At 70.5% G+C, this 18,907-nt stretch carries 15 protein-coding genes; 9 read left to right on the top strand and 6 right to left on the bottom strand.

Going from position 1 to position 18,907, the window contains the following annotated elements:
* Positions 1–135: 135 nt before the first annotated feature.
* Together FHX82_RS33465 and FHX82_RS33460 are read left to right on the top strand one after the other, a co-directional pair.
* A complete protein-coding gene (locus tag FHX82_RS33465) occupies positions 136–1,224 on the top strand; it encodes an SMP-30/gluconolactonase/LRE family protein (RefSeq protein WP_145936427.1) in 1,089 nt (362 codons plus the stop codon).
* Between the two features lie 12 nt (positions 1,225–1,236).
* Positions 1,237–2,445, top strand: a complete 1,209-nt coding sequence (locus tag FHX82_RS33460) for an FAS1-like dehydratase domain-containing protein (RefSeq protein ID WP_221216894.1) — start codon at positions 1,237–1,239, stop codon at positions 2,443–2,445.
* A 10-nt stretch (positions 2,446–2,455) separates the two neighbouring features.
* Here FHX82_RS33460 and FHX82_RS33455 read toward each other — a convergent pair whose 3' ends face one another.
* Both FHX82_RS33455 and FHX82_RS33450 read right to left on the bottom strand, forming a co-directional pair.
* Positions 2,456–3,622, bottom strand: coding sequence for a CaiB/BaiF CoA transferase family protein (locus FHX82_RS33455; RefSeq protein ID WP_145936428.1), 1,167 nt, complete (start codon positions 3,620–3,622; stop codon positions 2,456–2,458).
* Positions 3,619–4,749 carry an acyl-CoA dehydrogenase family protein gene (locus FHX82_RS33450; RefSeq protein WP_145936429.1) on the bottom strand — a complete coding sequence of 377 codons (1,131 nt, stop codon included), beginning with the start codon at positions 4,747–4,749 and terminating at the stop codon, positions 3,619–3,621. Before FHX82_RS33450 ends, FHX82_RS33455 begins: the two co-directional genes overlap by 4 nt.
* A 60-nt stretch (positions 4,750–4,809) precedes the next feature.
* On the opposite strand from FHX82_RS33450, the gene FHX82_RS33445 reads away from it, so the two are divergent.
* Positions 4,810–5,790 carry an LLM class F420-dependent oxidoreductase gene (locus FHX82_RS33445; RefSeq protein ID WP_145936430.1) on the top strand — a complete coding sequence of 327 codons (981 nt, stop codon included), beginning with the start codon at positions 4,810–4,812 and terminating at the stop codon, positions 5,788–5,790.
* Between the two features lie 41 nt (positions 5,791–5,831).
* On the opposite strand, the gene FHX82_RS33440 is transcribed toward FHX82_RS33445, so the two are convergent.
* Positions 5,832–7,355, bottom strand: coding sequence for an aldehyde dehydrogenase (locus tag FHX82_RS33440; RefSeq protein WP_145936431.1), 1,524 nt, complete (start codon positions 7,353–7,355; stop codon positions 5,832–5,834).
* Between the two features lie 125 nt (positions 7,356–7,480).
* Positions 7,481–8,695, bottom strand: a complete 1,215-nt coding sequence (locus tag FHX82_RS33435; protein WP_145936432.1) for an amidohydrolase family protein — start codon at positions 8,693–8,695, stop codon at positions 7,481–7,483.
* Between the two features lie 314 nt (positions 8,696–9,009).
* On the opposite strand from FHX82_RS33435, the gene FHX82_RS33430 reads away from it, so the two are divergent.
* Positions 9,010–10,143: a hypothetical protein gene (locus FHX82_RS33430; protein ID WP_145936433.1), complete on the top strand. Its 1,134-nt coding sequence runs from the start codon at positions 9,010–9,012 to the stop codon at positions 10,141–10,143.
* Between the two features lies 1 nt (position 10,144).
* Positions 10,145–11,593 (top strand): aldehyde dehydrogenase, encoded by a 1,449-nt coding sequence (locus FHX82_RS33425; protein ID WP_145936434.1) that lies wholly within the window; start codon positions 10,145–10,147, stop codon positions 11,591–11,593.
* Positions 11,594–11,669: 76 nt separating this feature from the next.
* On the opposite strand, the gene FHX82_RS33420 is transcribed toward FHX82_RS33425, so the two are convergent.
* Both FHX82_RS33420 and FHX82_RS33415 read right to left on the bottom strand, forming a co-directional pair.
* Entirely contained in the window at positions 11,670–12,404 is a 735-nt protein-coding gene (locus FHX82_RS33420) for an enoyl-CoA hydratase/isomerase family protein (protein ID WP_145936318.1), read from the bottom strand.
* Positions 12,401–14,038: a GMC family oxidoreductase gene (locus FHX82_RS33415; protein WP_221216893.1), complete on the bottom strand. Its 1,638-nt coding sequence runs from the start codon at positions 14,036–14,038 to the stop codon at positions 12,401–12,403. Before FHX82_RS33415 ends, FHX82_RS33420 begins: the two co-directional genes overlap by 4 nt.
* A 213-nt stretch (positions 14,039–14,251) precedes the next feature.
* Between FHX82_RS33415 and FHX82_RS33410 the strand changes: the two genes are divergently transcribed.
* From FHX82_RS33410 to FHX82_RS33395, 4 genes are read left to right on the top strand one after another with little or no spacing between them, the layout of a single operon-like run.
* Positions 14,252–15,451 carry an ABC transporter substrate-binding protein gene (locus tag FHX82_RS33410; protein ID WP_145936320.1) on the top strand — a complete coding sequence of 400 codons (1,200 nt, stop codon included), beginning with the start codon at positions 14,252–14,254 and terminating at the stop codon, positions 15,449–15,451.
* Positions 15,452–15,489: 38 nt separating this feature from the next.
* A complete protein-coding gene (locus tag FHX82_RS33405) occupies positions 15,490–16,791 on the top strand; it encodes an acyl-CoA dehydrogenase family protein (RefSeq protein WP_221216892.1) in 1,302 nt (433 codons plus the stop codon).
* A 22-nt stretch (positions 16,792–16,813) separates the two neighbouring features.
* Positions 16,814–18,094, top strand: a complete 1,281-nt coding sequence (locus FHX82_RS33400; RefSeq protein WP_145936321.1) for a phenylacetate--CoA ligase family protein — start codon at positions 16,814–16,816, stop codon at positions 18,092–18,094.
* Positions 18,094–18,903, top strand: a complete 810-nt coding sequence (locus FHX82_RS33395; protein WP_145936322.1) for an enoyl-CoA hydratase/isomerase family protein — start codon at positions 18,094–18,096, stop codon at positions 18,901–18,903. The genes FHX82_RS33400 and FHX82_RS33395 overlap by 1 nt, the downstream gene beginning before the upstream one ends.
* Positions 18,904–18,907: the final 4 nt, after the last annotated feature.

Below are 18,907 nucleotides of genomic sequence, written 5' to 3'. Positions count from 1 at the left end.
TGCGGCGGATTTCGTCAGCTGGCACTGGTGACGCCCCTTCCTCGGACACGATCCGGCGAATACCTCGTCCACTAATAGTATCCTGTACATGGCCGCGGGGGTATGGTCGGCGGGTAACCGGCTGAAAGGAAAGTCATGCAGCACCGTGAAGTCGCGGTCCTCGGCAGGGTCGCCGGACTGACCAACCCGGAGAGCGCGGACCTGCTCCCGGACGGCGAAACGGTCGTCGTCTCCAACGCCGCCATCACGTTCGGCCTGCCGGCGTACCGGGACGGCCGCGGCGGGGTCTACCGCCAGGGCGAGGCGTTCGCCAGCAGGCTGCGTCTGGACGAGAAGGGTCTGCACCTCGACGAGCTGCACCTGGTCACCGGGTGCACCGCGAACCTGGGCCTCGACGTGCTGCCGGTGGCCACGGAGATCTTCCCAGCCGGCACGGTGTTCGCCGCTTCGGGCGGGGAGCCGGTCACGGCGGACGGCGCCACGCTCGTCACCGACCCGGCGCAGGTGCGCCAGCAGGCGCTGACCTACGACCCGTCGACCGGCGAGAAGCTGCCCCCGATTCCGCTGTGGGCGGGGTCGGCGCTGGCGGAGAAGTTCAATCCGGTCAACCAGCCCAACGGGCTCGCATTCGACCCGGACGGGAACCTCTACGTTTCGGACATTCCCAACGGGAACCCGAAGGGCGCGCTGCCGTTCCCGACACCGCCGGCGGTGTACAGGATCCCGAACAGCAGTCTCGACGACCTCGCGAACGGCAGGCCGGGCGCGGCCGACGCCGTACAGCGGGTCGAGCTGCCGGAGAACTGGATCAACGGCGTCGCTTCGTCCAAAGCAGACGGTACGATCCACGTCGTCAGCTGCTACGCCAAGGATCCCGAAGGCGGTGCCGTCTTCCGCATCCTGGACGAGGACTTCGCCGCGGGCCGGCTTCCGGCGCCGCTGCACAACCAGCTCGGCGGCGAGCTCCGGGTGCTCGACGGGATCGGCGTCACCCGGCGCGGCACGGTCATCGCGACGAGCCCGACGCTGGGCCAGATCCACGTCATCTCCGCCACCGGGCATGAGATCCTGACGTTCGAGGGCGCGGAAACGGTCGCGAACCCGGCGGACGTGAACGTGTGCTACCCGCCGTTCCTCGACGGCGAACCCGCACTGCTCGTGCCCGACGTGAGCGTCGCGAAGGGCAGCCATTCGGTGACGGCGCTCGACCTCACCGGACTGTAGAACGGAGTGCCAGTGACAGACAGCCTCATCCACGGGAAGATCACCGACGAGTCCGTGGAGATGATGCGCCGGCGTATCGGGTACCCGAACCCGACGCTGCGCACCGGATACGTGACGTGGCCGTGGAACAGCGAGGCCACCGCTGACAGCATCCGGCAGTTCGCCCACGGCTACGGCGACATCAACCCGCTCTACTCCGATCCGGCCCACGCCGCCAAGTCCCGCTGGGGCGGGCTGGTGGCACCCCCGGGTTTCGAATGGACGATGGGTGTCGACCGCTCCCCCGAGGTGCCGGAGGAGCTGGCGGAGACGCGGCGCGCACTGCGGGGCGTGCACCTGTTCAACGCCGGGCACGAGGGCTGGTTCTACAAGCCGGTGACGCCCGGGGTCACGTTGTCGAAGTCGGGCACGGTGGCGCGGGTAGAGGACAAGGTCTCGGAGTTCGCGGGCCGCTCGGTCATCGTCACCAACGAGCACCGTTGGTGGGACGAGGCCGGGGACACGTACGCGGTGCGGCGGCCGTGGTACGTGCACGCCGAGCGCAAGCCGGTGACGAAGGAGCACAAGTACGCCAAGGACGAGCGGGCGCACTACACCGACGAGCAGATCGAGGAGATCGACGCCGCGTACGACAACGAGTTCATCCGTGGCAGCGACACGCTGTTCCACGAGGACGTGCGCCCGGACGAGGCGTTGCCGAAGATGGTGAAGGGCCCGTTCACGGTCACCGATCTCATCAACTTCTTCATGGGTGCGGGCTGGTACGGCTACGGCTGCCCGCCGCTGCGCATGGCGCGGGAGAACCGCAAGCGGCTGCGTGGTTTCTACAGCCGCAACGACTTCGGCTCGTGGGACGCGATCATGCGGATCCACTGGGAGGACGACACGGCGCGCAGCATCGGGGTGCCGGCGTCATACGACATCGGCCCCGTCCGCTGGATGTGGCTGGTGCACTACTGCACGAACTTCGCGGGCGACGACGGCTGGGTGTACCGGGTGCGCGGCGAGTTCCGGAGGTTCAACTACGTCGGGGACACGACGTGGATCACGGCGGCGATCACCGAGCACCGCGTCGACGACGTCCTCGGCCCGCTGGTGGAGCTGTCGCTGACCGGCACGAACCAGCGCGGGCAGGAGAACATCCGTGGCTCGGCGACGATCCTGCTGCCGTCGCGCAAGAGCGGCCCGGTGCAGCTGCCGCCGTACCGGCCGCACGACTGACGAGAAGGCTTCAGGCGCCGGGTTCCACGGAGCCCGACGCCTGAAGCTCGTCAAGCCTGGAATCCGGCACACCCCAGGCACGCAAGGCCGCCAGAATGTCCACTGCGGACACCGCGGACACTTCGGCTTCGGCGGTGTCCTCGCCCAGGTGCGCGAACCGGGGGGCCACGGCGGGATGCAGGACTCCGGCGTTCTCCCGGTACAGTCCCCGCGCCTGGTTGTGCGGATGCGCCGCCGCTTCCTCCGGGGTCAGCACCGGGGTCACGCAGGCGTCCACACCCGCGAAGACTTTCACCCACTCGTCGCGCGTCCGCATCCCGAAGACCTCGGTGAACCGCGCACGCATCGCGGGCCACGTCGCGCGGTCGGCGGGCGACGCGCAGGCCGGGTCGTCCCGCAGCCCCAGTGTCGTGACGAGGCGCTCGAAGAACACCGGCTCGACGGCGCCCACAGCGATCCACCCGTCGTCCGCGGTGCGGTAGACGTCGTAGTACGGCGCGCCCGTGTCGAGCAGGTTGGTGCCGCGCTCGTCCGACCACATCCCGCCCGCGCGCAGCCCGAACAGCAGCGTCGCCAGCTGCGTCGCGCCGTCGAGCATGGCCGCGTCGACCACCGTGCCGCGGCCGGACGCCGAGCGGCCGGCCAGCCCCGCGAGCACGCCCATCGCGAGCAGCATCCCCCCGCCACCGAAGTCGGCCAGCAGGTTCGCCGGGGGCGTCGGCGGCTCCCCCGCGCGGCCGAGCAGGTGCAGCACGCCGGACAGCGCGAGGTAGTTGATGTCGTGCCCGGCGGCGGCCGCCAGCGGGCCGCTCTGGCCCCAGCCGGTGGCGCGCCCGTACACGAGCCCGGGATTCAGGCCGGCGACCTCGGCGGGCCCGAGCCCGAGGCGTTCCATCACCCCGGGCCGGTAACCCTCCACCAGGACGTCCGCCCGCCGCAGCAGGTCTTTCGCGAGTGCGAGCCCGTCGGCGGAGCGCAGGTCCAGCGCCACCGACGGGCGCCCGAGCTGCAGCAGGTCGGTCTCGGGGCGGTAGTCGGCGTGCCGGCGGGGCCGGGGCAGCCGGTCGATCCGCAGCACGTCCGCGCCGAGACCCGCCAGCACCATCGCCGCGAACGGCACCGGGCCCTTGCCCGCGAACTCGAGCACCCGCACGGCGCTCAGCGGCCCGCTCGTCACCGGGCGGCCGTCACGGCGGCGAGCAGGGACCGGCGATGGTCCTGCGGGGTCCCGAACAGCGCCTCGGAAGCCGTGGCGCGCCGGAAGTACAGGTGCGAGTCGTGCTCCCACGCCATCCCGGTGCCGCCGTGCAGCTGCAACGCGGACGACGCGATGCCGAGGAACGCCTGAGAGCAATGCGCTCCGGCGACCGCGGCCGCGCGGACCAGCTCCACGTCGGACTCGCCGTCCATAGTGGACACCGCCGCGTCGATGGCTTCGGCGGAGACGGCGATCGCGCCCTCCAGTGCGACAGCCATGTCGGCACACCGGTGTTTCAGCGCTTGGAATGAGCCGATGGGCCGGCCGAACTGGTACCGGGAACGCAGGTGCTCCAACGTGTTCTCCAGCAGCTGCTTGCTCGATCCCACCTGCTCGGCGCTCAGGGCGACCGCCGCGAGCACGGCCGCCTCGGACAGCGCTCCGGTACCGGTACCAGGGCTGAGGACCAGTTCCGCGGTCGCGCGCTCGAAGGCGTGCTCCGACTGCCGGCGCGTGAGGTCGAGCGTGCCCAGCCGCCGGGCGCGGTGCCCGGTGGTCTCGGCGTTCACGGCCCAGACTCCCAGCCCCGCCTCCGCGCGGGCGACCACCAGCAGCACACTCGCGGCTTCGCCGTGCAGTACGCCGGTGGCCCGCCCGTCGAGGACCCAGCCGTCCGCGGTCTGCTCCGCCGTGACGGTGTCCGGCCACAACCGTGGTTCGGCACCGCGGTGGAGTCCCGTGACGGTGTAGATCTCCCCCGCGGCAACGGCTTCGAGGTGCTTCGCGACGTCCTGGTCGGCCGCGCGCAGCACCAGCGGGGCGAGCACCGCGGCGGCGAGGAACGGGCCGGGGTAGACGAACCGGCCCATCTCCTCGAGCACGATGCCGACCTCGCGCATGCTCGCGTCCACCCCGCCGTGCGCCGCGGGCACGAGCAGGCCCGCCAGCTCCATGTCGGCGGCGAGCGCGCGCCAGCAGGCGCGGTCGAACCCGTCCGCGTCGTCCGCGTGCGCGCGTGCCTCGGCTATCGGATTCGCGTCGGCCAACGCCTCGTGAACCGTGCTGCGAAGGAGCTTCTGTTCGTCTGTCTCGACGTAGGGATTCATTCCCCGCCTCACCGTGCCTCGACCTCGGAGCCCTAATTAGGATACTATACCCGCGTGTCAATGGAGTCCGAACTTTCCTCGCCCGCTCAGCGTCTCGGCGTGACGGTGCCGTTCGACGCCCCGCTCGAAGCCCACCGCGGCCTCTACCGCGCTCTGGCCGACGCCGGCTACACCGACGTGTGGAGCATCGAGAGCGCCGGCACCGACGCGTTCACCCCCCTCGTCCTCGCCGCCGCCTGGGAGCCCCGGCTCAACGTCGGCACGGGTGTGGCGTCGGTGTTCACGCGCGGCCCGGGGCTGCTCGCGCAGACCGCCGCCGCACTGGCGGAGGCGGCGCCCGGCCGCGCCACCATCGGCGTCGGTGTCTCGTCCGCGGTGTTCGTGGAGCGCTGGAACTCGGTGCCGTACGTGAAGCCGTACCAGCGGGCGCGTGACGTCCTGCGGGTGCTGCGGTCCGCGCTGGCCGGCGAGCGCACCGACCTGGACGGCGAAACCCTGCAAGTGCGGGGCATCAGGCTGGGTCGCAAGCCCGCCGCGGCGCCGCCGGTCGTGCTGGCCGCACTGCGCGAGGGCATGATCCGCCTCGCGGCCCGGCACGCGGACGGGGTGATGACCAACTGGGTGTCCCCCGCCGATGTCCGGCAGGTGGTCCAGACCTACCGTGACGCCGGTGGCTCCGGGACGGTCGTGGACCGGATCATGGTGTGTCCCAACCCGGACGCCGAACTGGTTCGCACGTCCGTGAAACCGTTGATAGCGCGCTACCTCAGCGTGCCGGGCTATGCGGAGTTCCAGCGCTGGCTCGGTCATGCGGACCAGCTCGAACCGGTCTGGCGGGCGTGGCACGACGGCCGTCGCGACGAGGCCGCCGCGGCGGTGCCCGACGAGCTGGTCGACGGGCTGGTCGTACACGGAACACCCGAGCAGTGCCGCGAAGGGCTGCGGCAGTACCGCGAAGCCGGGGTCACGCTGCCGGTGGTCTCGATCATGCCGTTCGGCGTGGACGCTTTCGAGGGCGCACTGGCGCTGGCCGGACGCTGACGAAAGGGCCCCGGGGCCGAGACCCCGGGGCCCTTCACCCGTCAAGCCGGCATGTGCACCGATTTATACTCCAGGAACGGCTCCATGCCCTCGGGGCCGCCCTCGCGGCCGGTGCCCGACTGCTTGTACCCGCCGAACGGCACCGTGGTGTCGAATACGGCTCCGTTGACCGAAATCGTGCCGGTCCGGACCCGCCTCGCGATCTCGTACCCACGCTCGACATCGGCGGTGTACACCGAGCCCGAGAGGCCGTAGATGGAGTCGTTGGCGATCGCGACGGCGTCGTCGAGATCCCGGTAGGTCAGCACGCTGATCACCGGGCCGAAGATCTCCTCCTGCGCGATCCGCATGTCGCTGCGGACGTTCGTGAGGAGCGTCGGCTCGAAGTAGAACCCCTTGGGCAGGCCCGCCGGCCGCCCGCCGCCGACCGCGACCGTGGCGCCCTCCTCGCGCGCGAGCGCGAGGTAGCTTTCGACCCGGTCCCGCTGCCGCTCCAACGCGAGCGGGCCGATGGTGGTCGCCGGGTCGGTGGGGTCGCCGACCTTCAGCGCGGACAGCGCGGCGCCCATCGCGTCGACGAACTCGTCGTGCCGGGCCTCGGAAACCAGGACCCGGGTCAGGGCGAAACACATCTGGCCGGTGTTTCCGCAACCACCGGGAACCAGGCTGGGCAGCACATCCGCCAGCGGAGCGTCGTCCGCGATGATGGCCGCGGACTTACCGCCGAGCTCCAGGGTCACCCGGGCGATGCGCTCCGCGCCGATGGCCATGACACGCTTCCCGGCCGCCGTGCTCCCGGTGAAGGTGATCTTGTCGACGCCGGGGTGCGCCACCAGGGTCGCACCGATCTCACGACCGGCGGCGAGCACGCTCACCACACCCTCGGGCAGGGTCCCCGCCTCGACGAGCTCCTGGACGACCTCGGCCAGCACGTACGTGGTCAACGGGGTCTCGGGAGCCGGCTTCAGCACGGCCGTGCACCCGCTGGCGAGCGCCGGGCCGAGCTTCAGCGCGGCCGTGCACCCGCTGGCGAGCGCCGGGCCGAGCTTCAGCGCGGCGACGGACAACGGCCCGTTCCAGGGCGCGATCGCCGCCACCACACCAGCGGGCTCACGCAGCACCCGGGTCGTCCCGCCGTCCGGCCGCACCCGGTCGGTGCGGAACGGGAACGAGCGCGCCTGCCCGGCGTAGTACCGCAGCAACGCGACTGCCCGGCCCTGGCCGTTGCCGAACGCGGACGGCACCCCGACCTCGATCGTCGCCAGCGCGGAGATCTCCGGCAGCCTCCGCTCGAGGCCGTCGGCCAGCGCGTCGATCGCCTCGGCCCGGCGCTCGCCGCTCCACGTGGGCCACGGGCCCTCGTCGAAGGCGCTGCGGGCCGTGCCGACGGCGAAGTCGACGTCCGCCCCCGACACCTCGCGCACCCGCGCGACCTCTTCCTCCGTCGCCGGGTTCACGACCGGGAAGATCGTGTCGCCGTGGGCTTCCACCCACCGGCCCCCGGCGAAGAAGGTGTCTCTGTCCCGCAGTCCGGGTAGCTGCGCTGTGAGCGTGTTAGTGGTCATCATCGACTCCCTGGCAAGGTGTGCTGGTCCGAGTGCCTGGACTCGGACGGCTGTTGATGCCGGTCAGCACGTCCTCCGCGGCCAAGCCGGGCATGCAGAACATTGACGCGGCGGGGATCGGTCCGTCAGGAGGCGATCCCGAACCGCTCCAAGCCGAAGCACTCGATCGCGCTGCCGCGGACGAGCAGCCGGGCCTCGTCGTCGGTCAGGCCCGCCTCGTGGCAGAGGTCCTCGACCACCTTCCGCGTGTGCGGGTAAGTGCTGTCGGAGTGCGGGAAATCGATCTCGAGCATGATCTGGTTCATCCCGATGTACTCACGCTGCCGCAGGCCGGTCACATCATCGAAGATGCAGCCGTACACGTGTCCGCGGCCGTAGCTGCTCGGGGGCTCCGGCATGCGCTCCTTGAGCGTGGCGTCGTAGAGGTGCGCGCGCTTCCAGATGCTGTCCATCCGCTCGTAGTAGAACGGCATCCACCCGACCTGGCCCTCGCTCAGCGCGATCTTCAGCTTCGGGTGCCGCACGAACACCCCCGACCAGATCCAGTCCGTCACGGCGTGGATCGAGTTCTGGGTGTTGAGCGTGACGCCGACCATCTGCGGCGCGTCCGCCGAGGTCGAGGGCATCCGCGAGGACGAGCCGATGTGCATGTTGACCGTCGTCTCGGTCTCGTTGCACGCCTGCCACAACGGCTCCCAGTAGTCCGAGTGGACACTGGGCAGCCCGAGCGCGTGCGGCGCCTCGGAGAACGCGATCGCGTGCGCGCCCTTGTCCGCGCAGCGGCGGACCTCCTCGGCCGCGAGCTGGACGTCCCACAACGGGATCAGCGTGACCGGGATGAGCCGGCCCTTGCCCGCGCCGCCGCACCACTCGTCGATCGTCCAGTCGTTGTAGGCCCGCACGCACAGCAGCGCGAGCTCCTTGTCCTCACGTTCGAGGAACGTCTGCCCGCAGAAACGCGGCACGGTCGGGAAGCACAGCGAGGCTTCGTTGTGGTTCGAGTCCATCGCGGCCAGCCGCGCGTCCTGGTTCCAGCAGCCGGGGTGGATCTCGTCGTAGACCACCGGTTCGCGCGACTCCTTGGCGACGCCGTATTGGGCGTAGCCGGCGTGCAGCGGCCACGCCATGTCCTGGTACACCCAGACATCGGACCAGCCGCTGTGCGGACCGTCGGCTCCTTCCCGGAACACCGTCTTGCCGTTCTCGACCGCGACCTGCCCTTTGCGGCGCTCGACGTGGGGACCCTCGGCGCGGTGTTTCGCGGGCAGCCGTTCCTGCCACAGCGTCGGCGGCTCCACCACGTGGTCGTCAACGGAGATGATCTTCGGGAGCTCGGACATGATCCTCCTGCCTCCAGCCGCGGACGGCTCGCATCGTTGAGTGAGGACTTATAGGACCCTGTTTAACTCATCAAGTGCGCCGCGGCAAGACCCCTGCCGCACCCCCGGTCGGTTTCCTGGTTCTGGCTGCGCATTTATAGTATCCTACTTGTCAGTTCTTCCTCGGAAGCCGTCGGAAGGCCATCCATGGAGACACGGAACGACGCCTCGAACCCCTTGGCGAGGCCCGGCGTCTTCGCGGAGTTCGACCGTCGCCGTTCACTTCACCCGCGCACCTGCACCTGCGGTGCCACTGACAATGGGAGGTAAGTAGTTTGACCACCGACACCCGCGACGGCCAGGACTACTCGTGGCTGCGAGCACAGTGCGAGTTCCGGATGACCGTGCCCGAGGGCTACACCGCCCGCGAGGTCATCCCGGCCGGCGGCCCGCTGTACGACCCGCAGCTGTGCTGGCCCACCGAGGACGGCCTGATCGTCAGCGACATCGGCGGGCAGCGGGAGCCGGGCTGGGACCCGGACGCCGGGCACGGCGCGCTCTACGAGCTGCGGCACGACGACACGCTGCGCACCATCATCGCCCCCGGCGAGGGTGGCGCGGGCTCGTTCCTGCGCCCGAAGCTCGCCCCCGACCACTTCGGCAAGTGGGGCGGGCACGTGTTCATCGCCGGACAGAGCAAGCCCGGCCGCGCGGGTGCGCACCACCAGCACTTCCTCTACCGGCTGGCACCGGGCAGCACGCAGGTCGAGGTCTTCGCGAAGCTGCCCCACACCGGCACCATCGGTGACGGCATCCCGGGCGCGATGATGCCCGGCTGCTTCGGCGAGAAGGGCAGCGAGCACGAGGGCTACTTCTTCGCGCAGTCGATGATGAACTGCACCGTGTACCGGATCTCGGCCGACGGGGACGTGGAACCGTTCATCACCCTCGGCCCGCCGACGCTCGAACAGACCATCATGCCGCTGCTGGTGTTCTACGCTCCCCCGCACTGGGGCAAGCACGCCGGCGAGCTCATCGTGGCCGGCCCGCGCGGCACCAGCTACACCGAGCGCGCGGCGAAGCGGTTCCAGCTGGAGTACTTCCGCCTCACGCGGGCCGGCGAGTTCGACCCGACGCCCATCGAGGGTGTCACCTACGGCACGAACACCGCGATCGCGCCGGAGAGCTTCGGCAGGTACGGCGGCTACCTGTTCTCCGCGGACGAGGGCACCACCAACGCCATGCACACCACCAAGATCCAGGACGAGGCGCTGCCCTACGACGCCAAGATCCTGGCGACGGACCTCGACGGCAACACCGAGGTCTTCGCGGAGGGCCTGCAGGGCGGTTCGACCAGCTTCACGTTCGTCGGCGACAAGATGTACATCGGCAGCCTGCGCAAGAGCTACGCGACGGGCGAGTACCACGAGCCGGACGGCTCGATCTACGAAGTGCACCCCGAGCGCTGACGTGTACGAATACGAGTACGACGAGTTCTTCATCGGCGGGCACTGGGTCGCGCCGGCGGGCGACGGCACGGTCGAGATCATCTCGCCGGCCACCGAGGAAGCGGTCGCCGTCATCCCGGAGGCGACCGAGGCCGACATCGACGCGGCGGTCAGCTCGGCGCGGGCGGCCTGGGATCGCCGCACCTGGCGCGACCTCTACCCCGCCGAACGCGGCAGGAAAGTGCTGCGGCTCGCCGAAGTTCTCGACTCCCGCGCGGACGACATCGCCCGTCGCGTGACGCTCGAAATGGGGCAGCCGATGGCGCTGTCCGCCCGAAGCCAGCGGGGTGCCATCGGCCTCATCCGGTCCTTTGTGGACGCACTGGACCGGATCGTGTTCGAGGAGCGCCGGACCGGGCCTGCCGGGCCGGCGCTGGTGCGGCGGGAAGGGGTCGGGGTCGCCGCGGCGATCTCCCCGTGGAACGGGCCGTTCTTCCTGTCCGCGGTCAAGGTCGCGCCCGCGCTGCTGGCCGGGTGTTCCGTCATCGCCAAGCCTGCGGACAACACCCCGCTCAGCGGCTACGTGCTCGCGGAGGCCGCCGCCGAGGCGGATCTCCCCGAGGGCGTGCTGAGCGTGGTTCCCGCCGGGCGGGAGGCGGGCGCGCACCTCGTGGCGCACCCGGGCGTCAACAAGGTCAGCTTCACCGGCAGCACCGACTCGGGCCGCAAGATCGCCGCGGTGTGCGGTGAGCAGCTGAAGCGGGTCAGCCTGGAGCTGGGCGGGAAGTCGGCCGCGATCGCACTCGACGACGTCGACATCGAGACGCTCGTGCCCGCGCTGGTGGCCGGATCGTTCTACAACACGGGCCAGGCGTGCACGGCGCTGACGCGGCTCGTGGTGCACCGGTCGCGGTACGACGAGGTCGTGGAGGCGATGGCGCAGGCGGCGAAGAACATGGTCGTCGGCGACCCGCTGGACCAGGCCACCCAGATCGGCCCGCTCGCGACGGCCGCCCAGCGGAACCGGGTCGAGGCTTACATCGGGATCGGGAAGTCCGAGGGAGCGCGGCTCGTGCACGGCGGCGGCCGTCCCGCGCACCTGCCGAAGGGCTATTTCGTCGAGCCGACGGTGTTCGCGGACGTGCGCAACGACATGCGGATCGCACAGGAGGAGATCTTCGGCCCGGTCCTGTCGGTGCTCCCCTACGACGGCACGGACGACGACGCGATCGCCATCGCGAACGACTCGAAGTACGGGCTGCACGGGGCGGTGTTCACGCCGGACCGCGCCCGTGCCGAGTACGTCGCGGCGCGGGTGGAGTCCGGCACGTTCACCATCAACGGCTACGTGAACAACCCGGCGGCGCCCTTCGGCGGGGTCAAGGGCAGCGGCATTGGCCGGGAGTTCGGTGCCGAAGGCATCGACGAGTTCCTCGAGTACCACACGATCAACGATCCGGCAGCGGCGTGATGTGACGGAGGAAGGGCCGGCAACCGCGTCGCGGTTGCCGGCCCTTCCTCCGTCCGTACCTCGACTGCCCCGATCGTCACCGCACGCGGCGTTGCATGCTCCACACCTGCGCCGCGCGCTCCATCAGCACCGCGGCGCGCGGGTTCGGCTGCGTCTCCTCCACGGCGCGGTACGTCCGCACCAGCATGCGCGCCAGCGCGCCATCGGTACCGGCCGCCCCGGCGATCTCCAGCGCCCGCTTCCGCAGCTCCTCCGCGGCCACGACGTCCCACGCGAACCCGCTCGACACGGCGCGGTCCGCCCGGATCTCCTGGCCGAACAACGCCAGCGCCGCATCGGTGGCGGGCACCAGCTTCCGGGTCACCATCGCGAGGTGGCCGCCACCCGGATGCACCCCGGCCCGGCCGAAACCGATCAGCCGCACGTCATCGGCGGCGATGCGCAGGTCACATGCCAGCGCCAGGTTCAGCCCGGCGCCCGCGACCCCTCCGTTGATCGCCGCTATCGTCGGCAGGCGTGCGTCACGCAGGCGCTCGAACATGCCGTAGATCCGGCCGATCCCGTCGAAGTTGTCCTCCGCCAGCGGGTCCGCGCCCACCGACTTGAGCATCCCGAGGTCCGCGCCACTGCAGAAGGCGGGCCCGGCGGAAATCAGCACCACGGCCGTCAAGTCCGGATCCGCCTCGGCGCATCGCAGCTGCCGCACCACGGCGTCGGCGAACTCCGGCGTCAGCGCGTTGCGGTGCGGTGCGTCGAGGACCAGCAGCCCCGTCTGCCCTTCTCGCTGGTAGCGAACCAGTTCCTCGCTCACGCCCCCACGCTCGCATTCAACGCGAAGTCCGCCGCGCGCTCGCCGATCATGATCACGGGCGCGTTCGTGTTGCCGCTCGTGAGGCTCGGCATCACCGAAGCGTCCGCGACTCGCAGGCCACTCACCCCGCGCACCGCCAACTCGGGGGAGACCACCGCTTCGTCGTCGCTGCCCATCCGGCACGTGCCCGACGCGTGCTGCCCGCCGTACACGGTTCGCCGCGCCACGGCGAGGATGTCTTCATCGGACTTCGCGTCCGGCCCCGGTAGCACCTCCACGTTCACATGCTTGCGGAATGCCGGTGCGTCGACGATTTCCCGCGCGAACCGCACCGCTTCGACCAGCTGCTTCGCGTCCCGCGCGTCACCCAGGAGCGGACGCGAGATCACCGGCGGGTCCGAGAAACTCGCCGAGCGCAAGGAGATCCGGCCGCGTCCGTGCGGGTGGACGGGACACACAAGCGCGCGGGCCATCGGGGTGCCAGCGAGCTTCATCGCGTGCATGTCGTGTCCCTTCGCGCCCGCCGAGGGCTTGGCCATGCTGAACGGGGCGAACATGATCTCCACATCGGTGCGGCCCGGGCGCCCGTCGTAGGTGCCGAACACGAGCGCCTGCGCCGCGGAAGCCGTGGCCGCGCCACGGCCGGTGGCGACGAACCGCGCGCCGTGCCGGACGAAACCCCAGGGCGTGGCTTCCTGTACGAGACTGGGGATGTTGACGTCGAACGTGATCGGCAGGCAGGCGTGCTCGCTGAGGTTCTCCCCCACACCCGGCACGTCGGCCACGACGTCGATCCCGTGCGCCCGCAACCGGGCGGCCGGGCCGACGCCCGACAGCATCAGCAGCTTCGGCGACGCGATCGCCCCCGCGCTGAGGATCACCTCACGCGCCGCGCGCACCTCGACCCGGCGTCCCTTTTGCAGCACCTCGACCCCGACGGCGCGCGTGCCCTCGAACAGCACGCGGGTCACGGTGGCGTGCGTCCGCACCGTGCAGTTGGACCGCCGCCACGCCTGCGCCAGATAGCCGCGCGCGGTGCTCGCTCGCAGCCCGCGGCGCTGCGACAGCTGCGTCCGGGAGGCACCGTGCTGCGCGGCGCCGTTGTAGTCGGTGTTGAACGGCAAACCCGCTTGCGTCGCCGCGGTCAGGAACGCGTCATTGAGCCGATGCTCGACGGCGACCTGCGCGACGTGCTGCGGCCCCCGGTCGCCCCGGTAGGCGTCGCCGCCGCCGGCATACGTCTCCGACCGCCGGAAGTACGGCAGCACCGACGAATAGTCCCAGCCGGTGGCACCGAGCCGCGCCCACTCGTCGAAGTCGGCCGGATCGCCGCGCACCCAGACCATGCCGTTGACGGAACTGCCGCCGCCGACGATCTTCCCGGCCAACCACCGGTCGACCCGCCCGTCGAGCGACTCGTCGGGCTCGCCGAAGTAGTTCCAGTCCACCGAACGCGGCAACCGGTAGAGGCCGACGGGCAGATGCACCATCGGGTTCAGGTCACGTCCGCCTGCCTCGAGCACCAGCACGCGGTTCCCCGGCGACTCCGACAGCCGCTCGGCGAGCACGCAGCCCGCCGAACCGGCCCCGACGACCACGTAGTCCCATTCCCCGGCCACGATTGGGCTCGACACGTCAGCGTGCTCCGATCTGCGTCGTGCATCCACCCGGGACATCACTGTCCTGGTCTATAGGATCCTAATACGGCACCTATCCGACCTCAAGACCGAGCACCGGCGGCAGGAAACTCTTGCTCCTGCTCGCTTCTGGGATACCGTATAGCCCATCTTTCCCGGCCCGCGTCTGCGCGGGCGATCCCCATCTCTTCAGTTCCCAAGGGAGTGAACATGAAGCTTCGCCGATCGGCCGCGCTCGTGGGTGCGGCCGTGCTGTTCGGGACGGTCGCGTGCAGCAACAACGGACCCGGTTCCAGTGGCTCGGGTGGTGGTTCCGGGGACGGGACCATCAAGCTGCTCGTCATCAGCCAGCTGCAGGCCACCGCCTTCTCCTTCCCCGAGATCGCGGACGGCGCGCAGGCCGCGGCGCAGTCCATCAACGCCACCGGTGGCGTCAACGGCCACAAGATCCAGGTCGACACCTGCAACGATCAGGGTGACCCGAACGTGGCGGGCACCTGCGGCCGCAAGGCGGCGCAGGAGGGTTACACCGCTGTCATCAACCCGGTCTCGCTCTACGCCGCGTCGTACGTCCCGCTCCTCGAAGCGGCGAACATTCCGGCCATCGGCGGCACTCCGTTGACCCAGCCGGACTTCACCAGCAAGATCTCCTTCCCCATCTCCGGCGGCAACCCGCTCGACTACGGCGGCGCCGGGATGATCGCGGGCAAGTCCGGCTGCAAGTCCACGGTGCTGCTGCGTGACACCGCGGCCGCCACCGAGGAGACCACGAAGGCGATGACAGCGGGTGCCGCCGCCGGGGGCGCGCCCGTGCAGCAGGTGATCAAGCAGGTGGGCACGTCGACCGACTTCTCGGCGCCGGTGTCGCAGGCCGCCTCGTCCGGCGCCGACTGCCTGCTCGTGGCGGAGCAGCCCGCGGCGGTCGCCAAGGTGGTCGGCGCGCTGCGGCAGAGCAGCAGGCCGGACATGCCGGTCTACACCCCCGTGGCCGCCTTCCCCGACGCGCTCGCGAAGTCCCTCGGTGCGGCGGCCAACGGGGTCCATGTCTCGGGCAGCGTTCCGATCCCGGACGAGAAGATCACGCCGGCCTTCCTCGCCGACATGGCGAAGTACAGCCCGAACGGGACGAAGAGCGACCAGTCCCTGCTCGCGTGGTCCGGTGTCCAGGTGGTCAAGCAGGTCGCGGCGAAGGCGAACGCCTACGACGCCGCCAGCCTGCTGAAGGCGATGCAGTCCGCCTCCGACGTGAGCGTCGAGGGCTTCCCGCAGAAGTTCGACTTCACCAAGCAGCGCGGCGGTTCCTACCCGCGGGTGTTCGCCACCTCGAACTACTCGTGGGAGTACCGCGACGGCGCGTACAACCCGCAGTTCGGCGGTCAGGCGATCGACGTGTCCGCCGTGTTGGGCTGACCACGCGTCGTTGACAGCACCTAATTAGGATCCTAATAATGGGCGATGTGATGCACGAACCAGATCCGAGCCCCGACGCCGTGCCGCCCGATCCCGAACTGACGGCCGCCGCACAAGACGGTGACGAAGCGCGGTTGCTCGACGCCGTCCGGGACTGGGTCGAGCGGCACGTCCCCGGCGAATGGCTCCGGGCCGCACGAGACGGCGACCTCAACCGGCTGCACGAGATCCGGACGCCCGAGCAGTACCGGGAGTGGTATCCGGTACTCGGGCGCTCCGGACTCGTCGTGCCTTCCTGGCCGGTGGAGTACGGCGGCCTCGGTGTGGGCGACACGCTCGCGCGCGTCGTGCAGGCCGAACTGGCCGCCTGCCGGCTCACCGTCCTTAACGTCGTCGGGATCGCGCTCGCCGCGCCGACGCTGATGGAGTGGGGCACCCCGGAGCAGTGCCGCAGGCTGCTGCCTCGCATCGCCGACAACACCGACACGTGGTGCCAGCTGTTCAGCGAGCCCGGCGCCGGTTCCGACCTCGCGGGACTGTCCACGCGCGCCGTTCCCGTGGCCAACGGCTGGCGGGTGACCGGGCAGAAGATCTGGAGCAGCTTCGCCCACGAGGCGCAGATGGGCATCCTCCTCGCGCGCACCGATCCGGACGTCCCCAAACACCAGGGCATCACGGCGTTCGCGCTGCCGATGGACCAGGAGGGCGTGCTCGTCCGGCCGCTGCGGAAGATCAATGGCGAGGCCGAGTTCAACGAGGTCTTCCTCGACGCGGCGCTGGTCTCCGACGAGAACCGGATCGGCGAGCCCGGTCAGGGCTGGCCGGTCGCGCGCACCGTCCTCGCGCACGAACGCCGCATGCTGTCGGGCGCCGGCTCCGGGGTCCGCGAGCGCACGAGCGGCTCGTCGGTCGAACGACTGCTGGAGCTGGCCTGCCGCGAGCAGGACGGGCGCCGGCCGATCGACGACCCGCTCGTCGCGGACACCGTGGCGCAGCTGGTCGTCGAGAACACCGTGCTCCGCGTGACGAACAAGCGGAACCGCGCTCTCGGCGGGCGGGCGACCGACCCCGGCCTCATCAAGATCATGTCCTCGGAGCACAACCAGCGGCTGCAGCAGGCATTCCTGCGGCTGCTGGGCGAGCGGGGGCTGGCGCAGGAGCCCGGCGACGCGGAGGCCGAGCGGATCGTGTTCGGCTACCTGCGCAGCCGCGGTGACACGATCGGGGGCGGGACCTCCGAAGTGCACCGCAACAACCTCGCGGAACGAACACTGGGCCTGCCCAAGGATCCGTTCTCCGACAACAAGCTGCCCTGGCGGGACATCCAACGCGGTGCCTGAAGCACGAAACGGAAGGAAATTCATGACGTCGACGGCGACGACCGAGCGCGAACTGTGGGACGAGGCCGCGCAGACGGTGCCCGAACCGCAGCTGGCCAAGCTGGCCGAAGAAGGGCTCGCGCGTGAGTGGGAGCGGGTCTGGCAGCAGCCGATCGAGTTCTACAAGCAGCGTTACGAGTCGGCCGGTCTGAGTGCCGGAAAGGTGCCTTCGCTCGACGACATCCCGCGCGTGACGAAGAACGACTTCCGCGCCGACGAGGCGGCGAACCCGCCGTGGGGCACGCACCGCACGGTCGGGCTCGAGGACGCGATCCGGCTCGGCCGGTCCACCGGCACCACCGGCAAGCCGTTCTACACGTTCTTCACCAAGCACGATCTCGACGAGATGCTCGCGACCCGGCTGCGCTACCTGTGGCGCATCGGACTGCGCCCCGGTGGCCGGTTCGCGCACAGCTGGCCCGCGGGCCTGTACCCGTCGGCCGTGCTGGGCGGACGGGACTACTACGACCTGGACATCACCGAGATCCCCGCGGGCCCACCGTTCACCGACGACGTGGCCGCCGACCACATCGAGCTGTGGCGGCTGCTCAAGCCCACCGGGTACATGCTGACCGGCTCGCAGCTGCAGACCTACGACCGCGTCGCGGTGAACCTGGGCTACGACCTGGCCGAGATCATGGACGGCGCGATCCTGCTGCTGAGCGAGGCCTCCTGCCAGTTCGAGGTGCCGCGCAAGCGGATCGAGAACGCGTACGGCGTCCGGCTGCACAACCTCAGCGGCGCGTCGGAGCTGCCCGGCTTCACCAGCAGCGACTGCCGGTTCCACACCGGGCTGCACGTGTCGCCGAGCCACCACGTGGTGCAGGTGTGCGACCCGGAAACCGGCCGCGAGGTCGCGCCGGGCGAGCGTGGGCACCTTGTCGTGTCGGCGTTCGGACTCGATGCCTTCGCGCTGCGCTACGACCTCGAAGACATCGTCAGCGTCAGCACGGAGCCGTGCCCCTGCGGGGAGACCGGTCCGCGCTACACGTTCTGGGGCCGCGGCGCGGACGCGGCCGTGGTGGCCGGCAAGCAGATCCTGCCGATCGACGTGCAGCTGGCGCTGGAGGAGCTCGGCGCGCCGGAGTTCCGGGTGACTCCCGGCGAAACGGACACGCTGCAACTGCGCGTGGAATCCGAGCGGGACGCGAAGACGATCGAGAGCACGGTCAGCGGCGTTCTCGGGGTGCCAGTCTCGGCGTCGACGGTCGAGGCGGGCACGTTCCCGCGGTCCTCGTTCAAGCCGCGCCGGATCGAGGCGTGATGACGACCGGCGAACACCCGGTGACGGGGCCGTGGGAGACCCTTGACGTCACCGTGGACGGTCCGGTCGCGACGGTCGAGCTGAACCGGCCCGACCGGTTGAACGCGCTCTCGCCGCTCATGCAACAGGAACTGCACCAGGTCTGGCTCGCCTACGACGCGGACCCGCAGCTGCGCGTCGCCGTGGTGACCGGTGCCGGCGACCGCGCGTTCTGCTCGGGCGCCGACGTCTCGACCGTCGCCGACACCTCGCGCAACCGCACGAGCGACTACGACCGCGAGAACAACTTCACCCCGGTCCAGGCCGGCATCCGCAAACCGACGATCTGCGCTGTCAACGGCGTGTGCGCGGGCGCGGGGCTGCATTTCGTCAGTGACTGCGACTTCGCGATCGCCGCGGACTCGGCGACGTTCCTCGACCCGCACGTCAACGTCGGCCAGGTGTCGGCGCTGGAGCCGATCGGGCTGTCCCGCACGGTGCCGCTGGGTCATCTCATGCGCATGGTGCTGGTCGGCAAGGGCGAGCGGATCACGGCCGAGCGCGCCGAGGCGATCGGGCTGGTCACCGAGGTCGTCCCCGCGGCGGACCTGCGCAAGCGCGCGGCCGAGCTGGCCGCGATGGTCGCCGAGGGCAGCCCCGAGGCGATCGCGATCAGCAGGCAGGCGGTTCTGGAGTCGCTGTCACTCCCCCACCACGAGGCGCTGCGCCGCGGCTTCGTCCTGTTGCGCGCGCACGCCGACCACCATCCCGACGCCCAGGAGGGCCCGAGGGCGTTCGCGGAGCGGCGTCCTCCGCGGTGGCAGGTCTGACCGG

Source organism: Amycolatopsis bartoniae (assembly GCF_014191255.1).
GTDB lineage: Bacteria > Actinomycetota > Actinomycetes > Mycobacteriales > Pseudonocardiaceae > Amycolatopsis_E > Amycolatopsis_E bartoniae.
The sequence above is the reverse complement of the archived record's forward strand: the minus strand, read 5'-3'. Positions and strand labels throughout refer to the sequence as shown.

Coding starts and splice junctions, on each gene's coding strand:
- FHX82_RS33450 (WP_145936429.1), bottom strand. CDS start 4,749: ATGAATCCCTACGTCGAGACAGACGAACAGAAGCTCCTTCGCAGCACG.
- FHX82_RS33400 (WP_145936321.1), top strand. CDS start 16,814: ATGACGTCGACGGCGACGACCGAGCGCGAACTGTGGGACGAGGCCGCG.
- FHX82_RS33435 (WP_145936432.1), bottom strand. CDS start 8,695: ATGTCCGAGCTCCCGAAGATCATCTCCGTTGACGACCACGTGGTGGAG.
- FHX82_RS33440 (WP_145936431.1), bottom strand. CDS start 7,355: ATGACCACTAACACGCTCACAGCGCAGCTACCCGGACTGCGGGACAGA.
- FHX82_RS33445 (WP_145936430.1), top strand. CDS start 4,810: ATGGAGTCCGAACTTTCCTCGCCCGCTCAGCGTCTCGGCGTGACGGTG.
- FHX82_RS33395 (WP_145936322.1), top strand. CDS start 18,094: ATGACGACCGGCGAACACCCGGTGACGGGGCCGTGGGAGACCCTTGAC.
- FHX82_RS33465 (WP_145936427.1), top strand. CDS start 136: ATGCAGCACCGTGAAGTCGCGGTCCTCGGCAGGGTCGCCGGACTGACC.
- FHX82_RS33410 (WP_145936320.1), top strand. CDS start 14,252: ATGAAGCTTCGCCGATCGGCCGCGCTCGTGGGTGCGGCCGTGCTGTTC.
- FHX82_RS33405 (WP_221216892.1), top strand. CDS start 15,490: ATGGGCGATGTGATGCACGAACCAGATCCGAGCCCCGACGCCGTGCCG.